At 44.3% G+C, this 23,755-nt stretch carries 6 protein-coding genes; all 6 read left to right on the top strand.

Annotation, left to right across the window (positions count from 1 at the left end; genetic code table 11):
* The first annotated feature begins 209 nt into the window (after positions 1 to 209).
* A complete protein-coding gene (locus L6494_RS13255) occupies positions 210 to 13,286 on the top strand; it encodes an Ig-like domain-containing protein (protein ID WP_237995603.1) in 13,077 nt (4,358 codons plus the stop codon).
* Between the two features lie 108 nt (positions 13,287 to 13,394).
* Positions 13,395 to 14,477, top strand: a complete 1,083-nt coding sequence (locus L6494_RS13250) for an LLM class flavin-dependent oxidoreductase (RefSeq protein WP_237995601.1) — start codon at positions 13,395 to 13,397, stop codon at positions 14,475 to 14,477.
* 34 nt (positions 14,478 to 14,511) lie between these two features.
* Positions 14,512 to 15,678 (top strand): HlyD family efflux transporter periplasmic adaptor subunit, encoded by a 1,167-nt coding sequence (locus L6494_RS13245; RefSeq protein ID WP_237995599.1) that lies wholly within the window; start codon positions 14,512 to 14,514, stop codon positions 15,676 to 15,678.
* An 82-nt stretch (positions 15,679 to 15,760) separates the two neighbouring features.
* Entirely contained in the window at positions 15,761 to 16,945 is a 1,185-nt protein-coding gene (gene devC / locus L6494_RS13240; RefSeq protein WP_237995597.1) for an ABC transporter permease DevC, read from the top strand.
* A 1-nt stretch (position 16,946) separates the two neighbouring features.
* Positions 16,947 to 18,728 carry an ABC transporter ATP-binding protein/permease gene (locus L6494_RS13235; RefSeq protein WP_237995595.1) on the top strand — a complete coding sequence of 594 codons (1,782 nt, stop codon included), beginning with the start codon at positions 16,947 to 16,949 and terminating at the stop codon, positions 18,726 to 18,728.
* A gap of 147 nt (positions 18,729 to 18,875) precedes the next feature.
* Positions 18,876 to 23,648 carry a non-ribosomal peptide synthetase gene (locus tag L6494_RS13230; protein ID WP_237995593.1) on the top strand — a complete coding sequence of 1,591 codons (4,773 nt, stop codon included), beginning with the start codon at positions 18,876 to 18,878 and terminating at the stop codon, positions 23,646 to 23,648.
* Positions 23,649 to 23,755 lie beyond the last annotated feature (107 nt).

Raw genomic sequence — 23,755 nt, 5'->3', positions numbered from 1 at the left:
TAGCTTCATTCATCTAGCTATTTACTTGAAAGTTACTGACTGCCAGAAGCATATGTATATGGCACAGTTTTAACTGTCAAATATTCAGTTGAATGAGATTGCTTTAAGTTTTTTACACGATGTGATCCTAGTTAAAACTTGGGAGGAAGAGTAACTCAGTTAGTTCTGTCGATCAGATTCGAGATTGACCCATCTGTAGCAAACTATTTATGACAACAATTAAGTTTACAACCAATACTACAACCCTCATAGAGACTCAAGAGACTGTACTTACCTTTAGATTTGAGTTAAGTGAGCCGCCACCACCGGGAGGTGTGAGAGTTTATCTCTTAGGTAACGTACCTCAGTCATTAACGCAACTAGATTTATTTCAAATCAGCTTCACTGGTGGTGGTGTTCCACAGGGAGACTTTGACTTTAGCGGGTTTTTCTTTAACATTACATCCCAACTTGCCACCGTCAGCGCACCCATTTTTCCAGATGGAACTCCAGAAACACCCCAAAGCGTAGTTTATACTCTACAACCAGGCACAGGATATACAGTTGATCCCAATTTCAGTGGGGTTACTGTTAACTTCTACGATAATGCTAGTCAAGTTCCACCACCGCCACCACCAAACGACCCGCCAGTAGCAGTCAACGACAGCTACAGCACAGAAGCAGGTCAACAACTGGTAGTAGCTGCGGCTAATGGTGTATTAAGTAATGACACAGATGCTCAGTCAGACCCACTGACAGCAGCAGTAGTGCAAGCACCTAGCAACGGTAGCGTCACCCTTAATCCTGATGGTTCATTTGCTTACACACCCAATGCAGGGTTTATTGGTACAGATAGCTTTACCTATTTAGCCAACGATACTAAGGTAAATTCTGCACCGGCGACAGTCAATATTACCGTTAACGCACCAGCACCACCACCAAACGACCCGCCAGTAGCAGTCAACGACAGCTACAGCACAGAAGCAGGTCAACAATTGGTAGTGGCTGTAGCTAATGGTGTATTAAGCAATGACACAGATGCTCAGTCAGACCCACTGACAGCAGCAGTAGTGCAAGCACCCAGCAACGGGACTCTCAGTTTCAATGCTGATGGTTCATTTGCTTACACACCCAATGCAGGGTTTATTGGTACAGATAGCTTTACCTATTTAGCTAACGACAGCAAGGTAAATTCTGCACCGGCGACAGTTAATATTACCGTTAACGCACCAGCACCACCACCAAACGACCCGCCAGTAGCAGTCAACGATAGCTACAGCACAGAAGCAGGTCAACAACTGGTAGTAGCTGTTGCTAACGGTGTGTTAAGTAATGACACAGATGCTCAGTCAGACCCACTGACAGCAGCAGTAGTACAAGCACCCAGCAACGGGACTCTCAGTTTCAATGCTGATGGTTCATTTGCTTACACACCCAATGCAGGGTTTATTGGTACAGATAGCTTTACCTATTTAGCTAACGACAGCAAGGTAAATTCTGCACCGGCGACAGTTAGCATTACCGTTAACGCACCACCGCCACCACCAAACGACCCGCCGATTGTAGTCAACGACAGCTACAGCACAGAAGCAGGTCAACAATTGGTAGTGGCTGTAGCTAATGGTGTATTAAGCAATGACACAGATGCTCAGTCAGACCCATTGACAGCAGCAGTAGTGCAAGCACCAAGCAATGGTAGCGTTACCCTCAATCCTGATGGGTCATTTGCTTACATACCCAATGCAGGGTTTATTGGTACAGATAGCTTTACCTATTTAGCCAACGATACTAAGGTAAATTCTGCACCGGCAACAGTCAATATTACCGTTAACGCACCAGCACCACCACCAAACGACCCGCCAGTAGCAGTCAACGACAGCTACAGCACAGAAGCAGGTCAACAACTGGTAGTGGCTGTTGCTAACGGTGTATTAAGTAATGACACAGATGCTCAGTCAGACCCACTGACAGCAGCAGTAGTGCAAGCACCTAGCAACGGTAGCGTCACCCTCAATCCTGATGGGTCGTTTGCTTACATACCCAATGCAGGGTTTATTGGTACAGATAGCTTTACCTATTTAGCCAACGATACTAAGGTAAATTCTGCACCGGCAACAGTCAATATTACCGTTAACGCACCAGCAACTATGCCAACACTTAGCTTTACCGCTAGTCCAACTACGTTAGTTGAAGCCAACAACGACAGTATTGTTTTAACCTTTCAACTCAGCGAACCACCCCCAGAAGGAGGGTTAGAAGTCACATTTGATAGTGGCGTAGAGCGATCGCTTGCTGAATTTGATGTTTTTAGTGCAGCATTTGATGGATTAAGGTTTTTAAGAGCCAATGCTACCTCCAGTGCTGTCACAGTTAGATTACTTCAGCAAACCGCAACCATCACTCTCCCCCTATTTAGAGATGAAGTTGTAGAAGGTGCAGAAACCTTTACCTACACCCTTAGCCCCGTACCAGGATATGACTTTGTTCCTGGTGAAAATGCAATTACTTTCACCATTAACGACACTGCACCATCTACCTTACCAGTAGTAGGATTCACAGCATCACCAGATGTAGTCAGCGAAGCAGAAGGAACAGTCTTAACATTAACCTTCAACACCACAGGCGATATTCCCCCCGAAGGAATTACTGTGCGTCTACAAGGTGATGTTGCCAATATTATGAGGCAGTTCACAGCAGCGCAAGTACGCTTTGATGCCGAAGCGAATGTTTTCTACCGCTTTGACCGTCCGTTGGTAGAGACTGGAGTCACTGGGGGAAGACTGGATCTGTTTGCTCTAGAAGCAGACCTGAGCAGCTTCACCTTTACCATCCTCGAACCGACAGCAACAATTAGCCTACCTGTCTTAAACGACATCTTAGAAGAAAGCGACGCTACCTTTACCTACACTCTCGAAGCAGGAGAAGGTTACGCAGTAGATCCTGTAGCCAGTTCTGCCAGCTTCACGGTGACTGATGGAGTACCCGGAGGAGTTGGACCAGTCGTTAGTGTTTCCGCCACTCCCACCACCCTGTTTGAGTCAGAGCAAACAGCCATTACCATCACCTTTACTCTCGACAGCCCACCCCCAGAAGGAGGTGTTGTCGTCTACTTAGATAGTGGTGTACCCCGCTCAATTGCTCAATTTAACGTGACGGTGGATAACCCCCGTAATCCAGAAGATACTCTCAACCCTGTTGGTCTGACTACCACAGGCGGCACAATATCAGGCACAAATGAATTTGTCAGTGCCGTACTTTTCCGTATCACCGAGCAGACTGCAACTATTACAGTACCTGTTTTTAATAACGGAGAAATCGACGGACCACGCATTTTTACTTATAGCCTGCGCGATGGGGAGCAGTATCAAGTTAACCCCGAAGCCAGTGCTGTCACCATCACTATTGATGATGCACCACAAGCACCATTAGTGCCTACCGTTTCTCTGGATATCATCGGTGGTACTTTCTCCCGTACCAACGAGATTGTTACCCCCAATTTGGTAAAATCTGCTGGTTCTGGAGCATCAGTGCTGAGTGTTTCCCTAAGTGCAGATGCGCCGATACCCGAAGGTAGTTTAATCGTTAATGTCAACAGTGATATTACTGACATTACGCAATTCATCAGAGAAGCTGGCCCTGGTCCACGGAGTTTTGGCGGTGAGGTAATTGCTGCTATTTACAACGAAGAAGGTTTGGCAACAGGTTTCCAATTCCGCATGGATCAACCCAATGCCATCATCAACTTTATTAGCCCTGGCACTGAGAATGTTACAGACCCGGAAACTGTCACCTTCTTTGTTCAAGGGGGAGAAGGCTATAACCCCAGCGAAACGGCAACTTCCACAGTCACAGTTTACAACACCCTAGATCAAGTACCTGTACCCACCTCTGTACCAGAAGTGGGTATCAGTGTAACTAATGCCGGACCACTCACTGAAGGTGTTGATGAAACGACATTAACCTTCACTGTTAATGGTGAAATCCCACCAGAAGGCGTGCTGGTTTATGTGAATAATAATGTGCGTAACGGCTTGGGTGAGTTTGACCTGTTCAATGCTAGTTTTACAGGCGGTTCTTTCCCCGCTCCCGATAGTTCTGCCAGTGGCTTCTTCTTCAAAATTACTGAGCCGACAGCTAGTATCACCCTCAAACCCTTCGCCGATGATATTGTCGAAGGCATTGAAAGCTTTATTTTCTCTCTGCAACCCAACCCAGGCTACACGGTTGCAGCAGATGGGGGAACAACTACCTTAGCCATCCGCGATGATGAAAGTTCTCTGATTCAGGTCAGTTTGGTGACAGAGCCGACTGTACTAGTGGAATCAGAGGGTACGGTATCGGTGCATCAATTCAGCCTCAGTTCACCCCCACCAGCAACAGGTGTGACTGTTTCTGTCAGTGCGCCTAATTTAGGTGAGTTTGATCTAGGGGGAATTGAAATTACAGGTGGCACTATTGCCGCAGTTCGTGCCGATGGCTTTGATTTTACAATCACTGACCAAACTGCAACTATCAACCTGCCAGTAGCTAATGATGGTATTGCTGAAGGACTAGAGACGGCAGTCTTTACCGTGGTAGACGGGGAAGGTTATCAAGTTAATCCACAAGCAGCTACAGGTAGCTTCACTATTGTGGATATACCGGCTCAAGCTCCCATATTGCCGATGATGGAAGCTGAACCAAATGACACCATTGCTACAGCTCAAGCCACTGGTCTGAGCGTGGACAAAAATCAGGTGGTTATTGAAGGTGCGATTAACTTCAACTTCCGCAATAATCGCTTGGTAGACCAAACCGAAGACGTAGATATGTACTCCTTCGAGTTGGCAGCAGGTGACACAGTCAGAATCGATACCGATGCAGAGCAATTGGGGTCTACACTAGATTCGGTACTACGGGTATTTGATGCTGAAGGCAACCAGTTAGCCCAGAGTGATGACGATGGCGCACCAGATGAGCTATTTGTCGCCGGTGTTGATTCCTATCTGGAATTTACCGCCGAAACTGCTGGTACTTACTACGTTGGGGTGAGCAGTTTCCCCAATGGTGAATTTAGCTTCAATAATAATCCCTATGACCCCTTGGTAGCAGGTAGTGGTACAGGTCGCAGTAGTGGGACATACACCCTCAATCTCTCCCTAAATCAGCCGATTGTACCGGCTGAAACCGTGATTGACCCAGGCACTGGTGATGGTGTAACAGTATCGCTACTGGCAACACCAGGTACTTATGACTCCAGTGATAATTTGCTGGCTAATGCCCTGGTGCAGTCTCTAGAAGACGGTGCTTCTATTTTGACTTTGGGGTTAACCGTAAGTGGTGCTATCCATGAAGACGGACTAGAGGTGGTGCTGAACAGCAACATCGACCTGCGCGACTATTTTGAACTAGGCGCACCTTTTAGCCCTGGTGCTGAAGTTCTCGGCGCAGTTTATGACGCGGCTGGTGTGCCTACTGGTATTAGGTTACTCGTAACTGAGAGAAATGCGATCGCTAACCTGAATCTTCAGAATTTACCAGAGCCAAGTTCTGAGACTCCTGAACCAATCACCTTTACTTTATTACAAAGTGTTGGTTACAGCGTTGGTGCTAACGCCACTATCACTGCTCCGGTATACAGCACTCTGGCAGATGTCCCAACCCTTCCCACTGTGCCAACTGTTGGCTTATCTATTAGCGAAACAGCCCTAGTAGAATCTCTAGGCAACACTACCACGTTGACCTTTACCTTAAATGAAGCACCTCCAGCAGAAGGTGTACTGGTCTATGTTGATAGCGGTGTTAGGGGTGCATTGGGTGAATTTGATGTCCTCAACGCCGAGTTTGTTGGCGGAGCGATTCCAGCCCCCAATTTCCGGTCTAGCGGCTTCTTCTTCCGCATTACCGAACAGACTGCCAGCATTACTTTATCTGCCTTTGATGACGGCATTTTAGAAGGGATCGAAGAACTAACCTTCACAGTACAGCCAGGGGTAGGTTATGCGATCGCATCTGATGCCAGTGCTGTGACTCTCACTATTGCCGACAATCCTGAATCCGTAGTTTTACCAACGCCCGATGGTAGTGGCGGCGGTGAAGAACCGACAATTCCCAGCGAGCCGACCACTCTTAATGAGACAATTGCTACTGCGATCGTTACCGGACTCAGCCTAGACAATCCGACTTTTGTGATGAATGGGGCTATTGGTATTACTAACCAAACCCGCAACTTCATCGACGCTACCGAAGACGTAGATATGTACGCCTTTGACCTAGAAGCCGGTCAGACATTAGTTGTCGATATTGATGCTAGTGGTGTTGGTGATGCTGGTATTCCTGGCTCACTTTTAGACTCCGTGTTGCGAGTCTTTGACGCAGAGGGCAATCAGTTAGCTATTGCGTCTAATGTCCCAGCCCCCGATGAAGTCTTCCAATCTGACGGAGATCCTTACATCAGATTTACTGCGCCAGCAACAGGTACTTACTATGTCGGCATCAGTAATCTGGGCAACGACTTCTACGATCCAAATGTGGCTGGTAGCGGTAGTGGTTGGATTTTCCCTGGTTTCTATGAACCAGGCCCCTATAGGATTACTGCTGAACTTATTCCTGCCCCTATAAGTGAATTACCAGTAGTAGGATTCACAGCATCACCAGATGTAGTCAGCGAAGCAGAAGGAACAGTCTTAACATTAACCTTCAACACCACAGGCGATATTCCCCCCGAAGGAATTACTGTGCGTCTACAAGGTGATGTTGCCAACATCATGAGGCAGTTTACCGCCGCCCAAGTGCGATTTGATGCCGAAGGCAATACATTCTACCGCTTTGATCGTCCCCTGGTAAATACAGGAGTGACCGGAGGAACATTGGATCTGTTTGCTCTAGAAACAGACCTGAGCAGTTTCACCTTTACCATCCTCCAACCGACAGCAACAATTAGCCTGCCTGTCTTAAACGACATCTTAGAAGAAAGCGACGCTACCTTTACCTACACCCTCGAAGCAGGAGAAGGTTACGCAGTAGATCCCGCCGCCAGTTCTGCCAACTTCACCGTAACTGATGGAGTACCCGGAGGAGTCGGGCCAGTAGTTAGTGTTTCTGCTACTCCCACCACCCTGTTTGAATCAGAACAAACAGTCCTTACTATCACCTTTACTCTCGACAGCCCACCCCCAGAAGGCGGCGTTGTCGTCTACCTAGATAGTGGTGTACCTCGCTCCATTGCTCAATTTGATGTGACGGTGGATAACCCCCGTAATCCAGAAGATACTCTCAACCCTGTTGGTTTAACTACCACAGGCGGCACGATCTCCGGCACAAATGAATTTGTCAGTGCCGTACTTTTCCGCATCACCGAGCAGACTGCAACTATTACAGTGCCGGTGTTTAATAACGGTGAAGTAGATGGGCCAAGGACTTATACCTATGTCCTCCGCGATGGTGAGCAGTATCAAGTTAACCCCGATGCCAGCCAAGTAACCATAACAATTGACGACGCTATGACCATTGAACAGCCCGTAGTAGGTATTAGTGCTACCCCCGTAACAGCAGATGCTCAAAATAACCTACTAGCTTATGGGTTAGTAAAATCACCAGAATATACAGACGCAGAAGGCACAACCAGAACAGGTGCAGCCATCCTCAACCTATCCCTGAATGTAGATGGTGTCATCCCAGAAGAAGGTTTAGTAGTTGATGTCATCACCGACCTAGACCTGTGGAAATACGTCAATGGACTAAACGCCCCACCATTCTCACCAGGAGCGCAAGTTTTAGAGGGAATTTACGACGAAGCAGGTAACGGTATCGGCTTCAAAGTCAGAGTCACATCACCCAACTCCTTAATTGTCTTCCGGCTCAAGAGTGGACTAGCAGCAGATGACCTAGCCTCAGCTACTTTCTCAGTCCAAGCAGGGGAAGGCTACAGTGTCAACTCAGAGGCAGCAGCCACCACATTCCCGGTCTACAACACACTGCAAGACGTACCAGCACCAAGCGTCACCCCAGAAGTTAGCTTCAGTGCCACCAACACCACCATAGTTGAGTCAGAAGGTGGCACAGTTACCCTCAACTTCAGCCTCAGTGAACCACCACCACCAGAAGGTGTAGTAGTTTTAGTCAGAGGCGCGCAATTCTCCAGCTTGAGTGATTTTGATGTCCTGCAAGCAGAAGTAGTAGGTGGAGAGTTCCCCGCTCTCATTGGTAGCAATAGCTTCTACTTCCGCATCACCGAACAGACCGCAAGTATTACAGTAGCGGCATTCCCTCACGGTGTAACAGAAGGCTTAGAAGTTCAAAGCTATAGCGTAGTAGCAAACCCTGGTTACACAGTCAACTCCACAGAAAATACTGTGGTAGTTACCATCCAAGACACCCCAGAATCGACCCTACCATTACTCACACTCACCAGAACACCAGCCACTCTGATTGAGACAGCAGGGACGGTTTCGCGTCACACCTTCACCTTAACTGCACCCCCAGCCGCAGAAGGCGTAGTTGTTTCCGTCAGCGCACCGAATCTGAGTGAATTTGACCTGGCAGGAATTAGCGTTACTGGCGGTACGATTGTCGCAGTCAGAGAAGATGGCTTTGACTTGAGTATGACTGCACAACGAGCAGTGATTGATTTACCTGTGAAGAACGACGGCATTACGGAAGGTACAGAAACAGCCGTCTTCAGCTTGCAGTCAGGAGCAGGTTACATCATTGGGGAAACCAACAATCAAGCAATCTTCACCATCTTAGATGCACCACTACCCCTAAGTGCAGAAGTAGAAAGCAATGACACCATTGCCACAGCCAACGACACCAGATTGAGTGAGGCTAACCCCACACTATCAATCACCGGGGCAATCGATTATAGCGGTGTAAATAGATACCGAATCAACCCCACAGATGCAGGCTTTACCTACGTTGACAACACCGAAGATGTAGACCTGTACAAAGTTGAGTTGAAAGCAGGCGATCGCCTAGCGATTGACATCGACGCACAAAAAGACGGTTCTACCCTCTCCTCAGCCCTGCAAGTCTTTGATGCTGAAGGCAACGTGTTAGCAGCTAACCGCATCGCCCCAGCCCCCAACGAGATATTCGTTTCCAGAAACGACTCCTACATCAACTTCACTGCACCAGCAGACGGCGTTTATTACATTGGTGTCAGCAGCAATCCCAACTACGATCGCAGTGCAGAAAATCCCAACCTGTCCAACTTCAACCCCTACGATCCCAACGTACAGGCAAGCGGTACAGGCACAACTACTGGGGCATATACCCTAAATCTCAGCCTCAACCCAGAAGTTGGCGCAGTTGTCAACCCTGCCCTACCAGTTCCTAGTGGCGATCGCCCCCTCATCTCCATAGATACAATCACAGGGACTTACTCATCCGCCGGCACAGGTGAGAGGATTCTGTCTCCATACCTAGTAACTGCTCCCCCATCAGGTGCAGCAGTATTAGCGATCGCCTTAACAGCAGATGGTGTAATTCCTGAAGGTGGTGCAGAGGTCATCATTAACAGTGACATTATTCTGCGGCAATACTTTGGTAACTCCGTTAGAGTCAGACCCTTTAGTGTTGGTGGCGAAATTGGCGAAGCAATTTATGACCCAGCCACCGGTGAAGCTACAGGTTTTACCTTCAAACTGACTCAGAATAACGCCTTCATCAACATTGTTATTCCCACCAGTCTGCAACTTGAATCACCGCAAGCGGCAACTTTCTCCCTACTACCTGGAAACAACACCAGAGTTAACCCAGATAGCGACTTCTCCACAGTTACCTTCTACCCAACCTTAGAGCAAGCACCTGTACCCACAGTCGTGCCGCAAGTAGGCATAGAAATTAGCCAAAACCAACTGATTGAATCAGAAGGAACTAGTGCCACACTCACATTTACCCTAGACCAAGCACCACCAGCAGAAGGCGTATTAGTCTACGTCAACAGTGGGGTTCGTGCAGCTTTGGGTGAGTTTGATGTCTTTGCCACAGAAGTTAACGGTGCTTCCTTCCCCATTGGTAACTTCCGTGCAGGTGGTTTCTACGTCAAGTTAACCGAACAAACCTCAACTATTACCCTGTCAGCCTTTGATGATGGTCTAGTTGAAGGTATCGAAACCTTCACCTTCAGCTTAGAAACTGGTGCAGGGTACACAATTGACTCAGCTAAACCAGCAGTTACCTTGAGCATTGCTGATACACCAGCATCTCAGGTATTAGTTAGCTATGCCTTCAGTCCCGCAACTCTGGTTGAGTCAGAGAACACAGTAGGCGTACATACTTTCAGCCTCAGTTCCCCACCACCCGCAGAAGGTCTCACCATCTTTGTTAACAGTGAAAGTTTAGGTGAATTTGACCTGAGTGGAGTTGAAATTACTGGTGGAGAAATCGTCAGCGTTGCTGAAAATGGCTTTAGTCTGAAAATCACAGATAATCAAGCTGTAGTTAGAACACCTATAAGCAATGATGGTATTGCTGAAGGTGTAGAGACAGCAGTCTTCTCCATTGCCCCTGGTGATAGCTATGAAGTTAGCCCCACTGCTAACACTGCCACCTTCACAATCTACGACAATACCAGTGATGTCCCGTTAGTTGAGACAGAAGGTAACAACCTAGCAGCGATCAACGATACTATTCCTCAAGCAGTCGATACACAGTTAACTAAAGACAACACCCAATTCAAAATTCAAGCAACAATTGGTAATGCTGCTCCTAACTTCATCGACCGATCTGAAGATGTTGACATCTACAAGGTAGAACTCAAAGCAGGCGATAGCATTAAGATTGACATCGACTCCCTGCCCTTTAATATTGACGGAGTTGAAAGAACCCAGTTTGTTGATACAGAATTGCGCCTGTTTGATGCCGCAGGTCAGGAATTAGCCAGAAACTTTCTTGCTCCTGCACCCAATGAGTTGTTTGTCTCCAACCGTGACCCCTATTTAGAGTTCACTGCTACCACAGATGGCGCTTACTACATAGGTGTTGCTGCTAACTCCAACCGTCATTATGACCCCTTTGTAGCTGGTAGTGGCGGTGGTCGTATTATTCCCGCTTCTGGTATCAACATCGGCAGATACGACCTCACCATTGACTTGATTCCTGCTCCTGTAATTGAATTACCCGTAGTAGGATTCACAGCCAGCCCAGTAGTCAATGAAGCAGAAGGGCCCGGCTTGGTGCTAATCTTCAACGCCCAAGGCATCATTCCAGAAGAAGGCATAGTAGTCAGTGTCGGTGGAGATTTGCGACCCTCAGCAGTCGAGCAAGGATTACAATTCCGGCAAGTAGTTGAGTCAGAAGGCGTAGAATATCTCCGCTTTAACCGTGACACCCAAGCTTATGAGTTCCGCTTAACTCAAGCTAATGCTACTGTTACCATTCCTGTCTTCGATGACATCGTAGAGGAAGCAGACACTACTTACACCTATCAACTGCTAGCGAGTGAAGCTTATGCTCTAGACCCCGCAGCCAGTTCTGTAGATGTCACCTATGTAGATGGTGTATCTGGAGGTATCGGCCCAGTTGTGAGCATCTCCACTGAGCAAACCAACCTCAAGGAAGGTGACACCCTAACAGTCAACTTCAGTGTTGATGGAGAAATCCCAGAGGGCGGCTTGAAATTATTTGTCCTCAGCCCCACTAGAGGAGCATTAGGTGAGTTTGTCATCTTCAATGAAGATGGTACACCTGCTGTCACTTGGGAAGGTATTGCAGGCTTCCCAGAACCAGATGGTACTGGTGGCGGTTTCTTTGTCACTTTAACTGAACCGACAGCATCCCTGACCTTACAGGTGTTTGATGATGGTCCAAATGAAGGAGTAGAAAATATTACCTTCAACTTAGTTGATGGGGAACTGTATGAAGTTAACCCCGATGCTGGTAGTATCACTCTCACTATTAGTGAATTACCAGTAGTAGGATTCACAGCCAGCCCAGTAGTCAATGAAGCAGAAGGGCCAGGCTTGGTGCTAATCTTCAACGCCCAAGGCATCATTCCAGAAGAAGGCATAGTAGTCAGCGTCGGTGGAGATTTGCGACCCTCAGCAGTCGAGCAAGGATTACAATTCCGGCAAGTAGTTGAGTCAGAAGGCGTAGAATATCTCCGCTTTAACCGTGACACTCAAGCCTACGAGTTCCGCTTAACTCAAGCTAACGCTACTGTTACCATTCCTGTCTTCGATGACATCGTAGAGGAAGCAGACACTACTTACACCTATCAACTGCTAGCGAGTGAAGCTTATGCTCTAGACCCCGCAGCCAGTTCTGTAGATGTCACCTATGTAGATGGTGTATCTGGAGGTATCGGCCCAGTTGTGAGCATCTCCACTGAGCAAACCAACCTCAAGGAAGGTGACACCCTAACAGTCAACTTCAGTGTCGATGGAGAAATCCCAGAGGGCGGCTTGAAATTATTTGTCCTCAGCCCCACTAGAGGAGCATTAGGTGAGTTTGTCATCTTCAATGAAGATGGTACACCTGCTGTCACTTGGGAAGGTATTGCAGGCTTCCCAGAACCAGATGGTACTGGTGGCGGTTTCTTTGTCACTTTAACCGAACCGACAGCATCCCTCACCCTCAAGGTGTTTGATGATGGTGCGAATGAAGGGATTGAAAACATCACCTTCAACTTAGTTGATGGGGAACTGTATGAAGTCAACCCCGATGCTAGTGGTATTACTTTGACCATTAGTGATGCCCCAACCAATCCTGTTGGTGATGCTGGTGACAATGTCATAGTTGGTGATGACAGCAACAACAGTTTGTTTGGTAATGCTGGTAACGACCGAATCTTTGGTGGTCTGGGTAATGACTACCTATTTGGTGGTGCTGGCGATGACTACTTAGATGGTGGCGACGGTAACGACGCACTATTTGGTGGTGATGGTAATGACACCTTATTGGGTGGTGCTGGTAATGACTACTTAACTGGTGGTGCTGGTGACAACCTACTAGATGGAGGTGACGGTAACGATATCCTCTATGCTGGTGCTGGCAATAACACCCTACTAGGTGGTGCTGGTGATGACATCATCTACAGTGGCTCTGGTCAAAACCTGATTAACGGTGGTCTTGGTAATGACCTCATTTTCTTGAATGGTGGTCAAGATACCGTCGTTGTCGCTCAAGGTGCTGGTGTTGATACTATCAACAACTTCCAAGTCAGCTTGGGACAAAAGGTTGGTTTAAGTGGTGGACTCAGCTTTGAACAATTGACTTTGAATCAAAGCGGTTTGGATACGCTAATTCAAGTCGGTGATGAAACTCTGGCTGTGTTGAAGTTTGTTCAATCTAGTAGCTTGAGTTCTTCGTCGTTTACTGTTGTTTAAGTGAGAGTTTAAACGCAGAGGAGCGCAAAGGTAAGCGCAGAGGTACGCAAAGTAGAGATGTAGCATTGCTATGTCTCTACTGACATTTTTTAGATAGGTTCTAGAAGTATGGATTTTAGTTTATTTTATTTTGATGGTGATGGTTCTGTTGCTCGTCCGAATCAATATGAGCTTTTGATTGAAAGTGCTAAGTTTGCTGATGTTCACGGTTTTACGGCTGTTTGGACTCCAGAGCGGCATTTTCACTCTTTTGGTGGTCTGTACCCTAATCCAACTCTGACAAGTGCGGCTTTGGCGATGATTACTGAAAGGGTGCAGCTACGGGCTGGGAGTTTTGTTCTACCTTTACATGACCCTGTACGAGCTACGGAAGAGTGGGCTGTAGTAGATAATTTATCACATGGTCGGGTGGCGATCGCCTTTGCTTCTGGTTGGACTGTGGATGATTTTGTTTTGGCTCGTGAACCCCACAACAACCGCAAAGCTGTAATGTGGCGTGATTTGGAGGTGATGCGGAAGCTGTGGCGGGGTGAAGCTGTGGAACGTCAAGATGCTACGGGAAAAAGTTTCACCGTAAAAACACTACCTCGACCTGTGCAGAATGAACTTCCTGTCTGGATGACTTGTCAATCTTCAGAAACTTTTGTGGAAGCAGGGAAATTAGGAACTCATGTTTTGACTTCCTTATTAGGTGGTACTCTTAATGATATTGTTCCAAAAATTCAACTTTATCGGAAATCTTTAGCCAAACATGGACACGACCCCCAATCGGGGAAAGTGGCATTGATGATTCATACCTTTTTGGGGGATGATATCAATGATGTGAAAGCAAAAGTTACACAGCCTTTTTGCAATTATCTGAAAACTCACTACGACTTGCTGGAAAATCTAGCTAAGGGTATGGGGTTAAATGTCAGTATCAAAAACTTCTCGGAAGATGATATTGATAGTTTACTGCAATTCGGCGTAGAAGGATTTATGAAGGGGCGATCGCTCATCGGCACTCCTGCAAGTTGTCTTCCCTTTGTGGAACAAATTCGCGCTGCTGGTGTAGATGAAATTGCTTGCTTAATTGATTTTGTCCAAGATTACGATTTAGTGATGGCAAGTTTACCATTTGTCAGTCAATTACAACAATTAATCAAACTTACGTCTGAAAACAGAAAATCAATGGTTGGACAAGGGGTGTAGGGGTGTAGGGGTGTTTTGGTTAGGTTTTAAGTTCATGAAAAAATGGTGTAACTTAACGATTATTTTGGGCTTGTTGAGTCTATCTACAGCTTGTACAACATCACAGGCAAATATTAATTCTACTGCTCAAATTGCCGTCGAGCCTGCACCTGTGACTGCTGTAATTGCGTTGGGACAAGTTGAACCAGAAGGGGAAGTAATTAAGCTTTCTGTTCCTAATGCTCAAGATAGCCGAGTTAACCAAATTTTAGTGAAGGAAGGGGATTTTGTTAAGGTAAATCAAGTAATAGCAATTTTACAAGGAATTGACCAATTAGAAGCTGATTTGCGAGATGCAGAAGCTGATGTACGTTTGCACGAGGCGGAACTTTTAAAGGTAAAACAAGGTGAAGCTAAAAAAGGAGAAATGGCTGCACAAAGAGCTACTATTGCTCGTTTAGAAGCACAGTTAAAAGCAGAAACTATCCAAAAGCAAGCAGCTATAAATAGCGCAGAAGCAACGTTACAAGAAGCACAATTAACTTATCAACGTCGTCAAGATTTATCTACGGAAGGTGCTATTTCTATTGCTGATGCAGACACAGCACAACGAGAATTAGCCACGGCTGAAGCTACGTTGATGGAACGCCAAGCAGAATTAGATAAAACTATTACAACTTTACAAGCACAAATTACTCAAGAAGAAGCAACATTAGCACAATTAAAAGAAATTCGTCCTGTAGATGTACAAATTTCTAAAGTGCGCTTAGAAAAAGCCAAAATTGCTGTTACTCAAAGAAAAGCTCGGTTAGAAAATGCCAAAGTCCGCGCTCCTTCTGCTGGTCAAATATTAAGAATCAATACTCGTATTGGTGAACAAGTCAACACTAGTCAAGGGATTGTAGAAATTGCTCAAACTGACCGAATGTTTGCTGTAGCTGAGGTTGCGGAAACTGATATTGATAAAGTGCGTCGCGGACAACAAGCAATTATTAGCAGCGAGTATGGCGGTTTTAGTGGTGAAATTAAAGGTACTGTCGAACAAATTGCTTTACAAATTGGTAAAAGAACTCTGCAAAATGCAGCTAATTCCAGAGGACCTACAACTGATGATAATTCACGGGTGATTGCTGTTAAGATACGTATTGACCCTAAATATAATTCTAAAATTGCTGCTTTAACTTATATGTTAGTACGGGTGAAAATTAATATTGAGGGTTAGTTTGTAAGAGTTTTAAACACAGAGGGGTGCAAAGTGTTAGTTAAGGTTTTTTGTTGAGTAAATTAAGAATTAAAATTTATCGATGTTAAAATCTATTTCTAAAAAAATACGATTTCAGCGTTCACTTGCTTGGTCACAGCTATCATATCAAAAAACACGTCTTTTGGTGGCAATGGGAGGGATTGCATTTGCGAATATATTGATTTTTATGCAGTTGGGTTTTAGGCAATTATTTACTAGTGGAGCTACTCTTTTACCGGAAAGTCTTACAGGAGATTTGTTCCTATTACATCCAGATACTAGATTTTTGGGTTCAATAGAATTTGACCGTTTGCGTCTTTATCAAGCAGCAGGAATTAAAGGTGTTGCTGATACTATTCCTCTTTATCTCAATTCTGCTGTTTCTTGGTCTTATACACAAAAATATCAATCTTATGAAGCACGAGTAATTGCGTTTAATCCTAACAAAAAAGTTCTTGATATTCCTGAAGTTAATTATCAACGTCATAAGATAAGTGTACCTGATAGTTTTTTATTTGATCGATTGGCTCAACAAGAATTAGGGACTGTTGTTCAAGATTTTACTAATACTCAAAATCCAATAATTACAGCTTTAATTAATAGGCGTAAATCTGATATTGTCGGACTATTTAACTTAGGTAATTCCTTCTTTTTAGGCACAGGTAATTTAATTACAAGTGAGGCTAATTATGCCGAGATATTTGGGAAGGAGATTTTAAACAGAGTCAGCATTGGTATAGTTATCTTAGACCCCGGTGTTAATCCAGAAGCTGTGAAAGCTGGTATTGAAAAGAATGTACCTGGTATTAGTGTCTATACTCATCAAGAATTGATAGCTAAAGAGTTGAAATACCAACAAGAAAATCCAGCCGGACTGATTTTTAGTTTTGGTGCGGTTATGGGGTTTATTATTGGGGTGGTAATTGTCTATCAAGTATTGTATGCCGATGTGAGGGATCATTTAGCTGAATACGCTACCCTTAAAGCAATGGGTTATTCTGATATTTATCTTTTATTAGTTATTTTCCAAGAAGCGACGATTCTGACAATATTAGGTTTTATCCCAGGTTTTTTTGTGTCTGTGGGTATGTATAATTTTCTCGCAAGTTCGACACGATTAGAATTGGCGATGACACCTGATCTAGCAATTATGGTATTTATTTTAACATTTATCATGTGTCTCACCTCAGCTGCGATCGCCTCCAATAAACTCCGTTCTGCTGACCCCGCAGATGTTTTTCATTAAAATGCTTAGACAGTTTTGGCGCATTGGTAAACTTTATTGGCTTTCAGAAAAGAAGTGGCAAGCGATCGCACTTCTTTTTCTGTTACTATGTCTCTCACTCATCGGTACAGTAGTCACAGTTGTCTTAAGTATTTTTCTCGGTGAATTAGAATCCTCTTTAGCCGCAGTAGATAGCAACCGATTTATCGAAGCAGTGGTAATTTTCCTAGGAATTTTACTCATCGGTGTACCAATTCTCGCGCTGAAAACCTATTTGCAAGCTCAATTAAGTTTATCTTGGCGACAATGGTTAACTACATATTTTCTGAATCAATATCTGCATCAACGGAACTTTTACCACCTGACTACAACATCGGATATTGATAACCCAGATCAACGCATTGCCGAAGATATTCAAAATTTTACCCAACAATCGCTTTATTTTGCTGTTGTCCTATGTGACTCAATTTTACTCCTGATTGGCTTCTCTGGAGTCCTCTGGCGGATTGCTCCATCATTAATGGTGTTTTTAATCATTTATGCTGTAGTTGGCACAATATTCACTACAATAGTTTTTGGTAAGACTTTAGTAGGGATTAACTTTGAACAACTCAAACGAGAAGCTGATTTACGCTACGGCTTGATTCGGGTGCGAGATCATGCAGAGGCGATCGCATTCTACCAAGGAGAAGCGGTAGAATATCAAGAACTCTGGCAAAGGTTTCTCCGAGTCGTCAGCAACTTTACACATCTAATTCGTTGGCAATTAGGCTTAGACTTATTTCAAAACAGTTATCAATACATCACATTTTTACTACCAACATTTATATTAGCTCCCCGAATCTTAGCGGGTGAACTAGAAATAGGCGTATCGGCGCAAGCTGGAGTAGCTTTTCGTAGTATTTTACTGGCTTTAGGCTTAATTATTAGCCAATTTGAGCAACTAAGTAACTTAGCCGCAGCAGTCACTCGCTTAGATGAGTTGCAAAATCATATTGAGAAACTAGAAAACCCCTCTCCAAAGACGCGGAGCGGCTTCTCGCTAGAGTACCTCTCCCCTAAAAGGAGAGAGGCTTTCAATATTCCCCCTTCCCTAGTAGGGAAGGGGGTTAGGGGGTTAGGTTCTACCAATAACCTAAAAAATCAGAGTGATGGAGAGGAGTATTTAATTAACTTAGTTGAAGATTCGTATATAAGTTTTCAAAACGTCACCCTACACACACCCGACTATCAAAAGATTTTAGTTAAAGATTTATCCTTTACCATAACCCCTGGAGAATCCCTATTAATCACTGGTAAAAGTGGCGTAGGTAAAACCTCTGTCTTGCGTGCATTAGCAGGATTGTGGCAGTCTGGAACTGGAAAAATTACCTATCCAAAATCGCACCTACTCTTTTTACCCCAACGTCCCTACATGATTCTCGGCAGCTTACGAGAACAACTACTATATCCCCAAACTAACAAGAGCATATCAGATGATGAACTCTTGCAAGTTTTGCAGCAAGTAAACTTAACTGACTTAGTAACACACTTCAACGGCTTAGATAGCATCACCGACTGGGAAAGAGTTCTATCTATCGGAGAACAACAAAGACTAGCTTTTGCCCGCTTACTAATACAGTCTCCCCAATACGCCATTCTAGACGAAGCCACCAGTGCCTTAGACGAAACCAATCAAAGCCAACTTTATCAACAACTCCAAAAAACCCAAATTACCTACATTAGCGTCGGACATCGCTCCTCACTCCGCCCCTTCCATCACCACATACTCGAACTCATAAAATCTCCGCACCCCTCCGCGTAAACCTCCTCGCCCCTCTGCGTTTAATCACCCACTAGACTTATTAGTAGAAACTTGCAATAATAAAACTACATAACTAACCTTTAAGCTTCTAACTAATCATTACTTTCTACCTTACTCAGCAATCCCCAAGAGTAAGTAAATATTTATATGACATCCTCCCAGCCCAACATCCCCCAGCAGTTACAAAGCCGTTTAGCCTCACTAACGCCTGAAAAACGAGCTTTACTAGAAAAACTACTCCGCCAACAAGCCAATTCCAGCCAAACTATTTCACCCCGCAACAATCACACCGAATTACCCCTTTCCTTAGCCCAAGAAAGACTGTGGTTTCTGCATCAAATTAACCCCAGTGATTCAGCCTATAATATTGCTATTTCTTGGCAATTAGCAGGAAAATTACAAATTTCGATTTTATTTGCAAGTTTACAAACAATTATTCAACGCCACGAAAGCTTAAGAACTGCCTTTTTATCCCAAGAAGGTAAACCTTATCAAAAAATTGCGGCAAATATTAACTTACAACTACCAATTATTGACTTACAAGACTTACCCCCGCAACAACAAGCACAAACAGCCCAAGATTTAGCCAAACTAGAAGCTAGTCAACCTTTTGATTTGACTCAAGCACCCCTGATGCGAGTCAAATTAATTCGTATCGCACCCCATCAAGCAACTTTACTGCTAACATTACACCATATAATCGCCGATGGATGGTCAAGGGGAATCCTGCTGCGGGAGTTAGCAGCTTGTTATCGTGCATTTATCAACGGTGAGCAACCATCCTTACCTGCATTATCGATTCAGTATGCAGATTTCGCCCTTTGGCAGAGAGAATGGTTGCAAAGGGAAGAAATGAAAACACAATTGGCATATTGGCGGCAAAAATTAGCCAAATTGCCAACCCTAGAACTACCAACAGATTACCCACGCACCGCACTACAAAAGTTTAGCGGGAAAACAGAGTCATTTTTACTGCCAAAAACCCTCTCAGAATCCCTGAAACAATTAAGTAAGCAGCAAGGTGTAACGCTGTTTATGTTGCTATTAGCAGCCTTTAAAGTCTTGTTACATCGCTATTGTCAGCAAGATGAGATTGTTTTAGGAGTACCCAGTGCGAACCGCAACAGCCAACAAACACAAACTTTAATCGGTTTTTTCGTCAACACGTTAGTATTACGCACAGATTTATCTGGAAATCCTCGCTTTACAACCCTCCTAGAACGCATACGCACCACCGCCGTCGAAGCCTTTGAACATCAAGAAATTCCCTTCGCCAAAGTTGTAGAAGCACTGCAAATAGAACGGGATTTGAGCCATAATCCCTTAGTGCAAGTGATGTTTCAGGTACAAAATGAAGCTTATCAGTTACAGAATGATTCCCAGTTAGATTTAAAAATACCAGACTTAGAAATTCAGCAAACTTGGGTAGAAACTGGCGCAACCAAATTTGACTTAACTTGTCATATAGTGGAACGTTCCCAAGGGTTGCTGGTGGTGATGGAATATTGTACAGATTTATTTGACCAGCAGACTATCACCCGGATGATTCAGCACTTGCGGGTGTTACTAGCAGCCATTGTAGAGAACCCCAGCCTGAAAATTTCCCAAATACCCATTCTCACCCCCCAAGAACAACATCAAATATTGGTGGAATGGAATCAAACCCAGGTAGAATATCCCCAAAAGTGGTTACATCAACTATTTGAGGAGCAAGTTCAGCGTACACCTGATAGTATTGCTGTTTGTTATCGACAGCAAACCCTTACCTATAAAGAACTCAACAGCAAAGTCAATCAACTCGCCCATCACTTACATACATTAGGCGTAGGTTGTGAGTCTTTAGTGGGAATTTATCTAGAACGTTCGCTAGAATTAATGATTGCTTTACTAGCAGTTCTCAAAGCTGGAGGCGTATACATACCCCTAGATAGCAAACTCCCCCCCGAACGTTTAGCCTATATGCTTGGGGATGCTCAACCGGGAATTATATTAACAATGGCTGCATCGGAGACAGGATTACCAGACTATCAAGGAACTGTAATCTGTTTAGATGAAGATTGGCAAAGCATCGCTCAACACCCCGCAGAAAACCCAGCCAACATAGTTACAGGTGAAAACCTCGCTTACATCATTTATACTTCAGGTTCGACGGGTAAACCAAAAGGCGTAATGCTTACCCATCGAGGATTAGCCAATTATCTCCAATGGGCAATTCAAACCTATCCAGTAGATTTAGGTGTGGGTGTACCTGTACAATCTGCCATTAGCTTTGATGCCACAATTACCAGTTTATATACTCCTCTGCTCGTTGGTAAAGCCGTAGTATTGCTACCAGAAGCAGAAGAAATTGAAGCACTTCAAAACGCCCTCCGTTCCCCAAGCAATTTTAGTTTAGTTAAACTTACCCCCGCCCATTTGAGCATATTGTCTCAACTTCTACCTCAAAAAGTGCAAGTAGGACAACCCCAAGCATTCATCATTGGTGGAGAAGCACTAACGGAACAGCATTTAGAATTTTGGCGCAGTTATTTTCCCCAGACACAGCTAATTAATGAATATGGGCCGACGGAAACCGTTGTAGGCTGCTGTGTTTATGATGCGACGTTGGGGACTGAGAAAAATTCTAGTAATGTTCCTATTGGTCGTCCTATTGCCAATACGCAACTTTATATTTTAGACCGCTATTTACAACCTGTACCTGTAGGTGTTCCCGGTGAACTCTACATTGGTGGTGCGGGAGTCGCCAGAGGTTATTTGAATCGCCCTGATTTAACAGCAAAAAGGTTTATTAATTGGGGACTGGGAATTACCTCACTCAACACTTTATATAAGACAGGCGATCGCGCTCGTTACCTAAGAAATGGTACAATTGAATACTTGGGAAGATTAGATGCTCAAGTAAAAATTCGCGGTTTTCGGGTAGAATTAGGCGAAATTGAGGCAATTTTAAAAGCTCATTCCTCAGTACAAGAAGCAGTAGTCATCTTGCGAAAAGATCACCCCCAGCCATCTCAATTAGTCGCTTATCTTGTCGGGAATCAGGAAACCGTAGATTTTCGGCAATATTTAGCTACAAAATTACCAGCTTATATGCTACCTTCAGCCTTTGTTTGGCTGGAACAATTACCATTGACAACCAACGGGAAAGTTGACAAACAGCAACTTCCTGCACCCACAGCCAAACCACAGTCAGAACAAGTCGCGCCACGTAACGCCACAGAAGCTACCCTAGTAGAAATCTGGACAGAAATTCTTGGTACTAGTGTTGGTATTCATGATAATTTCTTTGAGCGTGGGGGAGATTCCATCCTGAGTATTCAGATGGTAGCGAAGGCGAATAATGCAGGGATAAAGTTAACCCCCAAGCAATTATTCCAGCATCAAACCATTGCTGAACTCGCAACTGTGATAGAAATCGCGCCGACGACTCAAGTAGAACAAGGGATAGCGACGGGAATAGTCCCCCTAACGCCGATTCAACATTGGCTATTTGAGCAAAATTTGCACAAATGGGATTACTTTAACCAAGCTGTGCTTTTGGAAGTAGCGGCAGATTTAGAGGTAGATTACTTAAGGCAGGCAATTGAGGAGTTAGTAGTACATCATGACGTATTGCGATCTTGTTTTACAAATTCTTCCTTAGATGCTGCATGGGAGCAAGATATAATTCCCCCCTTCGAGAATGGGGATATATTGACAGTTGTTGATTTAAATGGATCATCACTAAATCAGCAACCCCAGCAAATTGAATCAATCGCATCTCAACTGCAAGCTAGTTTAAACTTAGCCAACGGTATATTATTTAAAGTAGCCTTATTTAAACTAGGAGATAGAGAGAATCATCGCCTACTATTTATCATTCATCATTTAGTTGTAGATGGAGTTTCTTGGCGGATTTTGCTAGAAGATTTAGTCACAGCCTATCAACAGCTAAAAGCCAAGCAAACACCTGTAAAACTACCACCAAAAACCACATCTTTCCGAGAATGGACGCAAAATTTGGTTAATTACGCCGAATCCGATCAAGTTGTTGCACAATTCAAAACTTGGTTAGAAATTCTCCCCAAACAATTACCCCAATTCCCGTTAGATAAGATTGGTAAAGGTGATAACAACATTGCATCTGAGGCTGAAGTTCAGGTTAATCTAGACATCACCCAAACTCGCGCCTTACTAGAAGCAGTACCCAAAGCCTACCACACACAAATTAATGATATATTATTAACAGCTTTAGCACTAACTTATAGTCAATGGACACAACAAAATTCTGTACTGATTGACTTAGAAACACATGGACGAGAAGATTTATTTGCTCATATCAACATCACTCGCACAGTAGGTTGGGTTACTAGCATTTTTCCAGTATTTTTAGAATTAAAAAATATAAATAACCTGGAAGAAAACTTAAAATATGTAAAAGAAAGACTTAGAGAAATTCCGCAAAAAGGTATTAGTTATGGACTGCTACGATATTTAAATCCCAATCCACAGATATCTCAAACTTTACAAGCACTACCACAATCTGCTATTAGTTTTAATTACTTGGGGCAACTAGATTTATTTACCTCCCAAGGATGGATTCTGGGACTAGCAAAAGAATCAACAGGATTATCATCTCACCCTCTAAATGAGCGTCGGTATGTATTAAATATCAATGCTTGGATAGTCGAATCTCAGTTACAAATTCAATGGCGATACAGTCGCAATTTACATGACACAGACACCATTGAAAATTTAGCCCAGCAATTTATTAAAACATTACAAGAAATAATTCAACATTGCCAAGCACCAGAGAATGGCGGTTACACACCGTCAGATTTTGCAGGTGCGCGTTTAAATCAGCAACAACTCGACAAATTATTAAACAAGCTACAGACGAAGGTGACAGGTGACAGGGGACAGGGGACAGGGGACAGGTGATAGGTGACAGGTGACAGGTAAAGACTTTTATTCGATTTTTGCACAATAGTTGATTAAAACCTGAAAAGGCTTCTTCTTTAAAGCGGACTATACGTTAAAGGTAGTGA

Source organism: Nostoc sp. UHCC 0870 (assembly GCF_022063185.1).
In the GTDB taxonomy this organism is placed as follows: Bacteria; Cyanobacteriota; Cyanobacteriia; order Cyanobacteriales; family Nostocaceae; genus Trichormus.
Note: the sequence above shows the minus strand (reverse complement) of the source record. Positions and strands in the feature narration are given on the sequence as shown.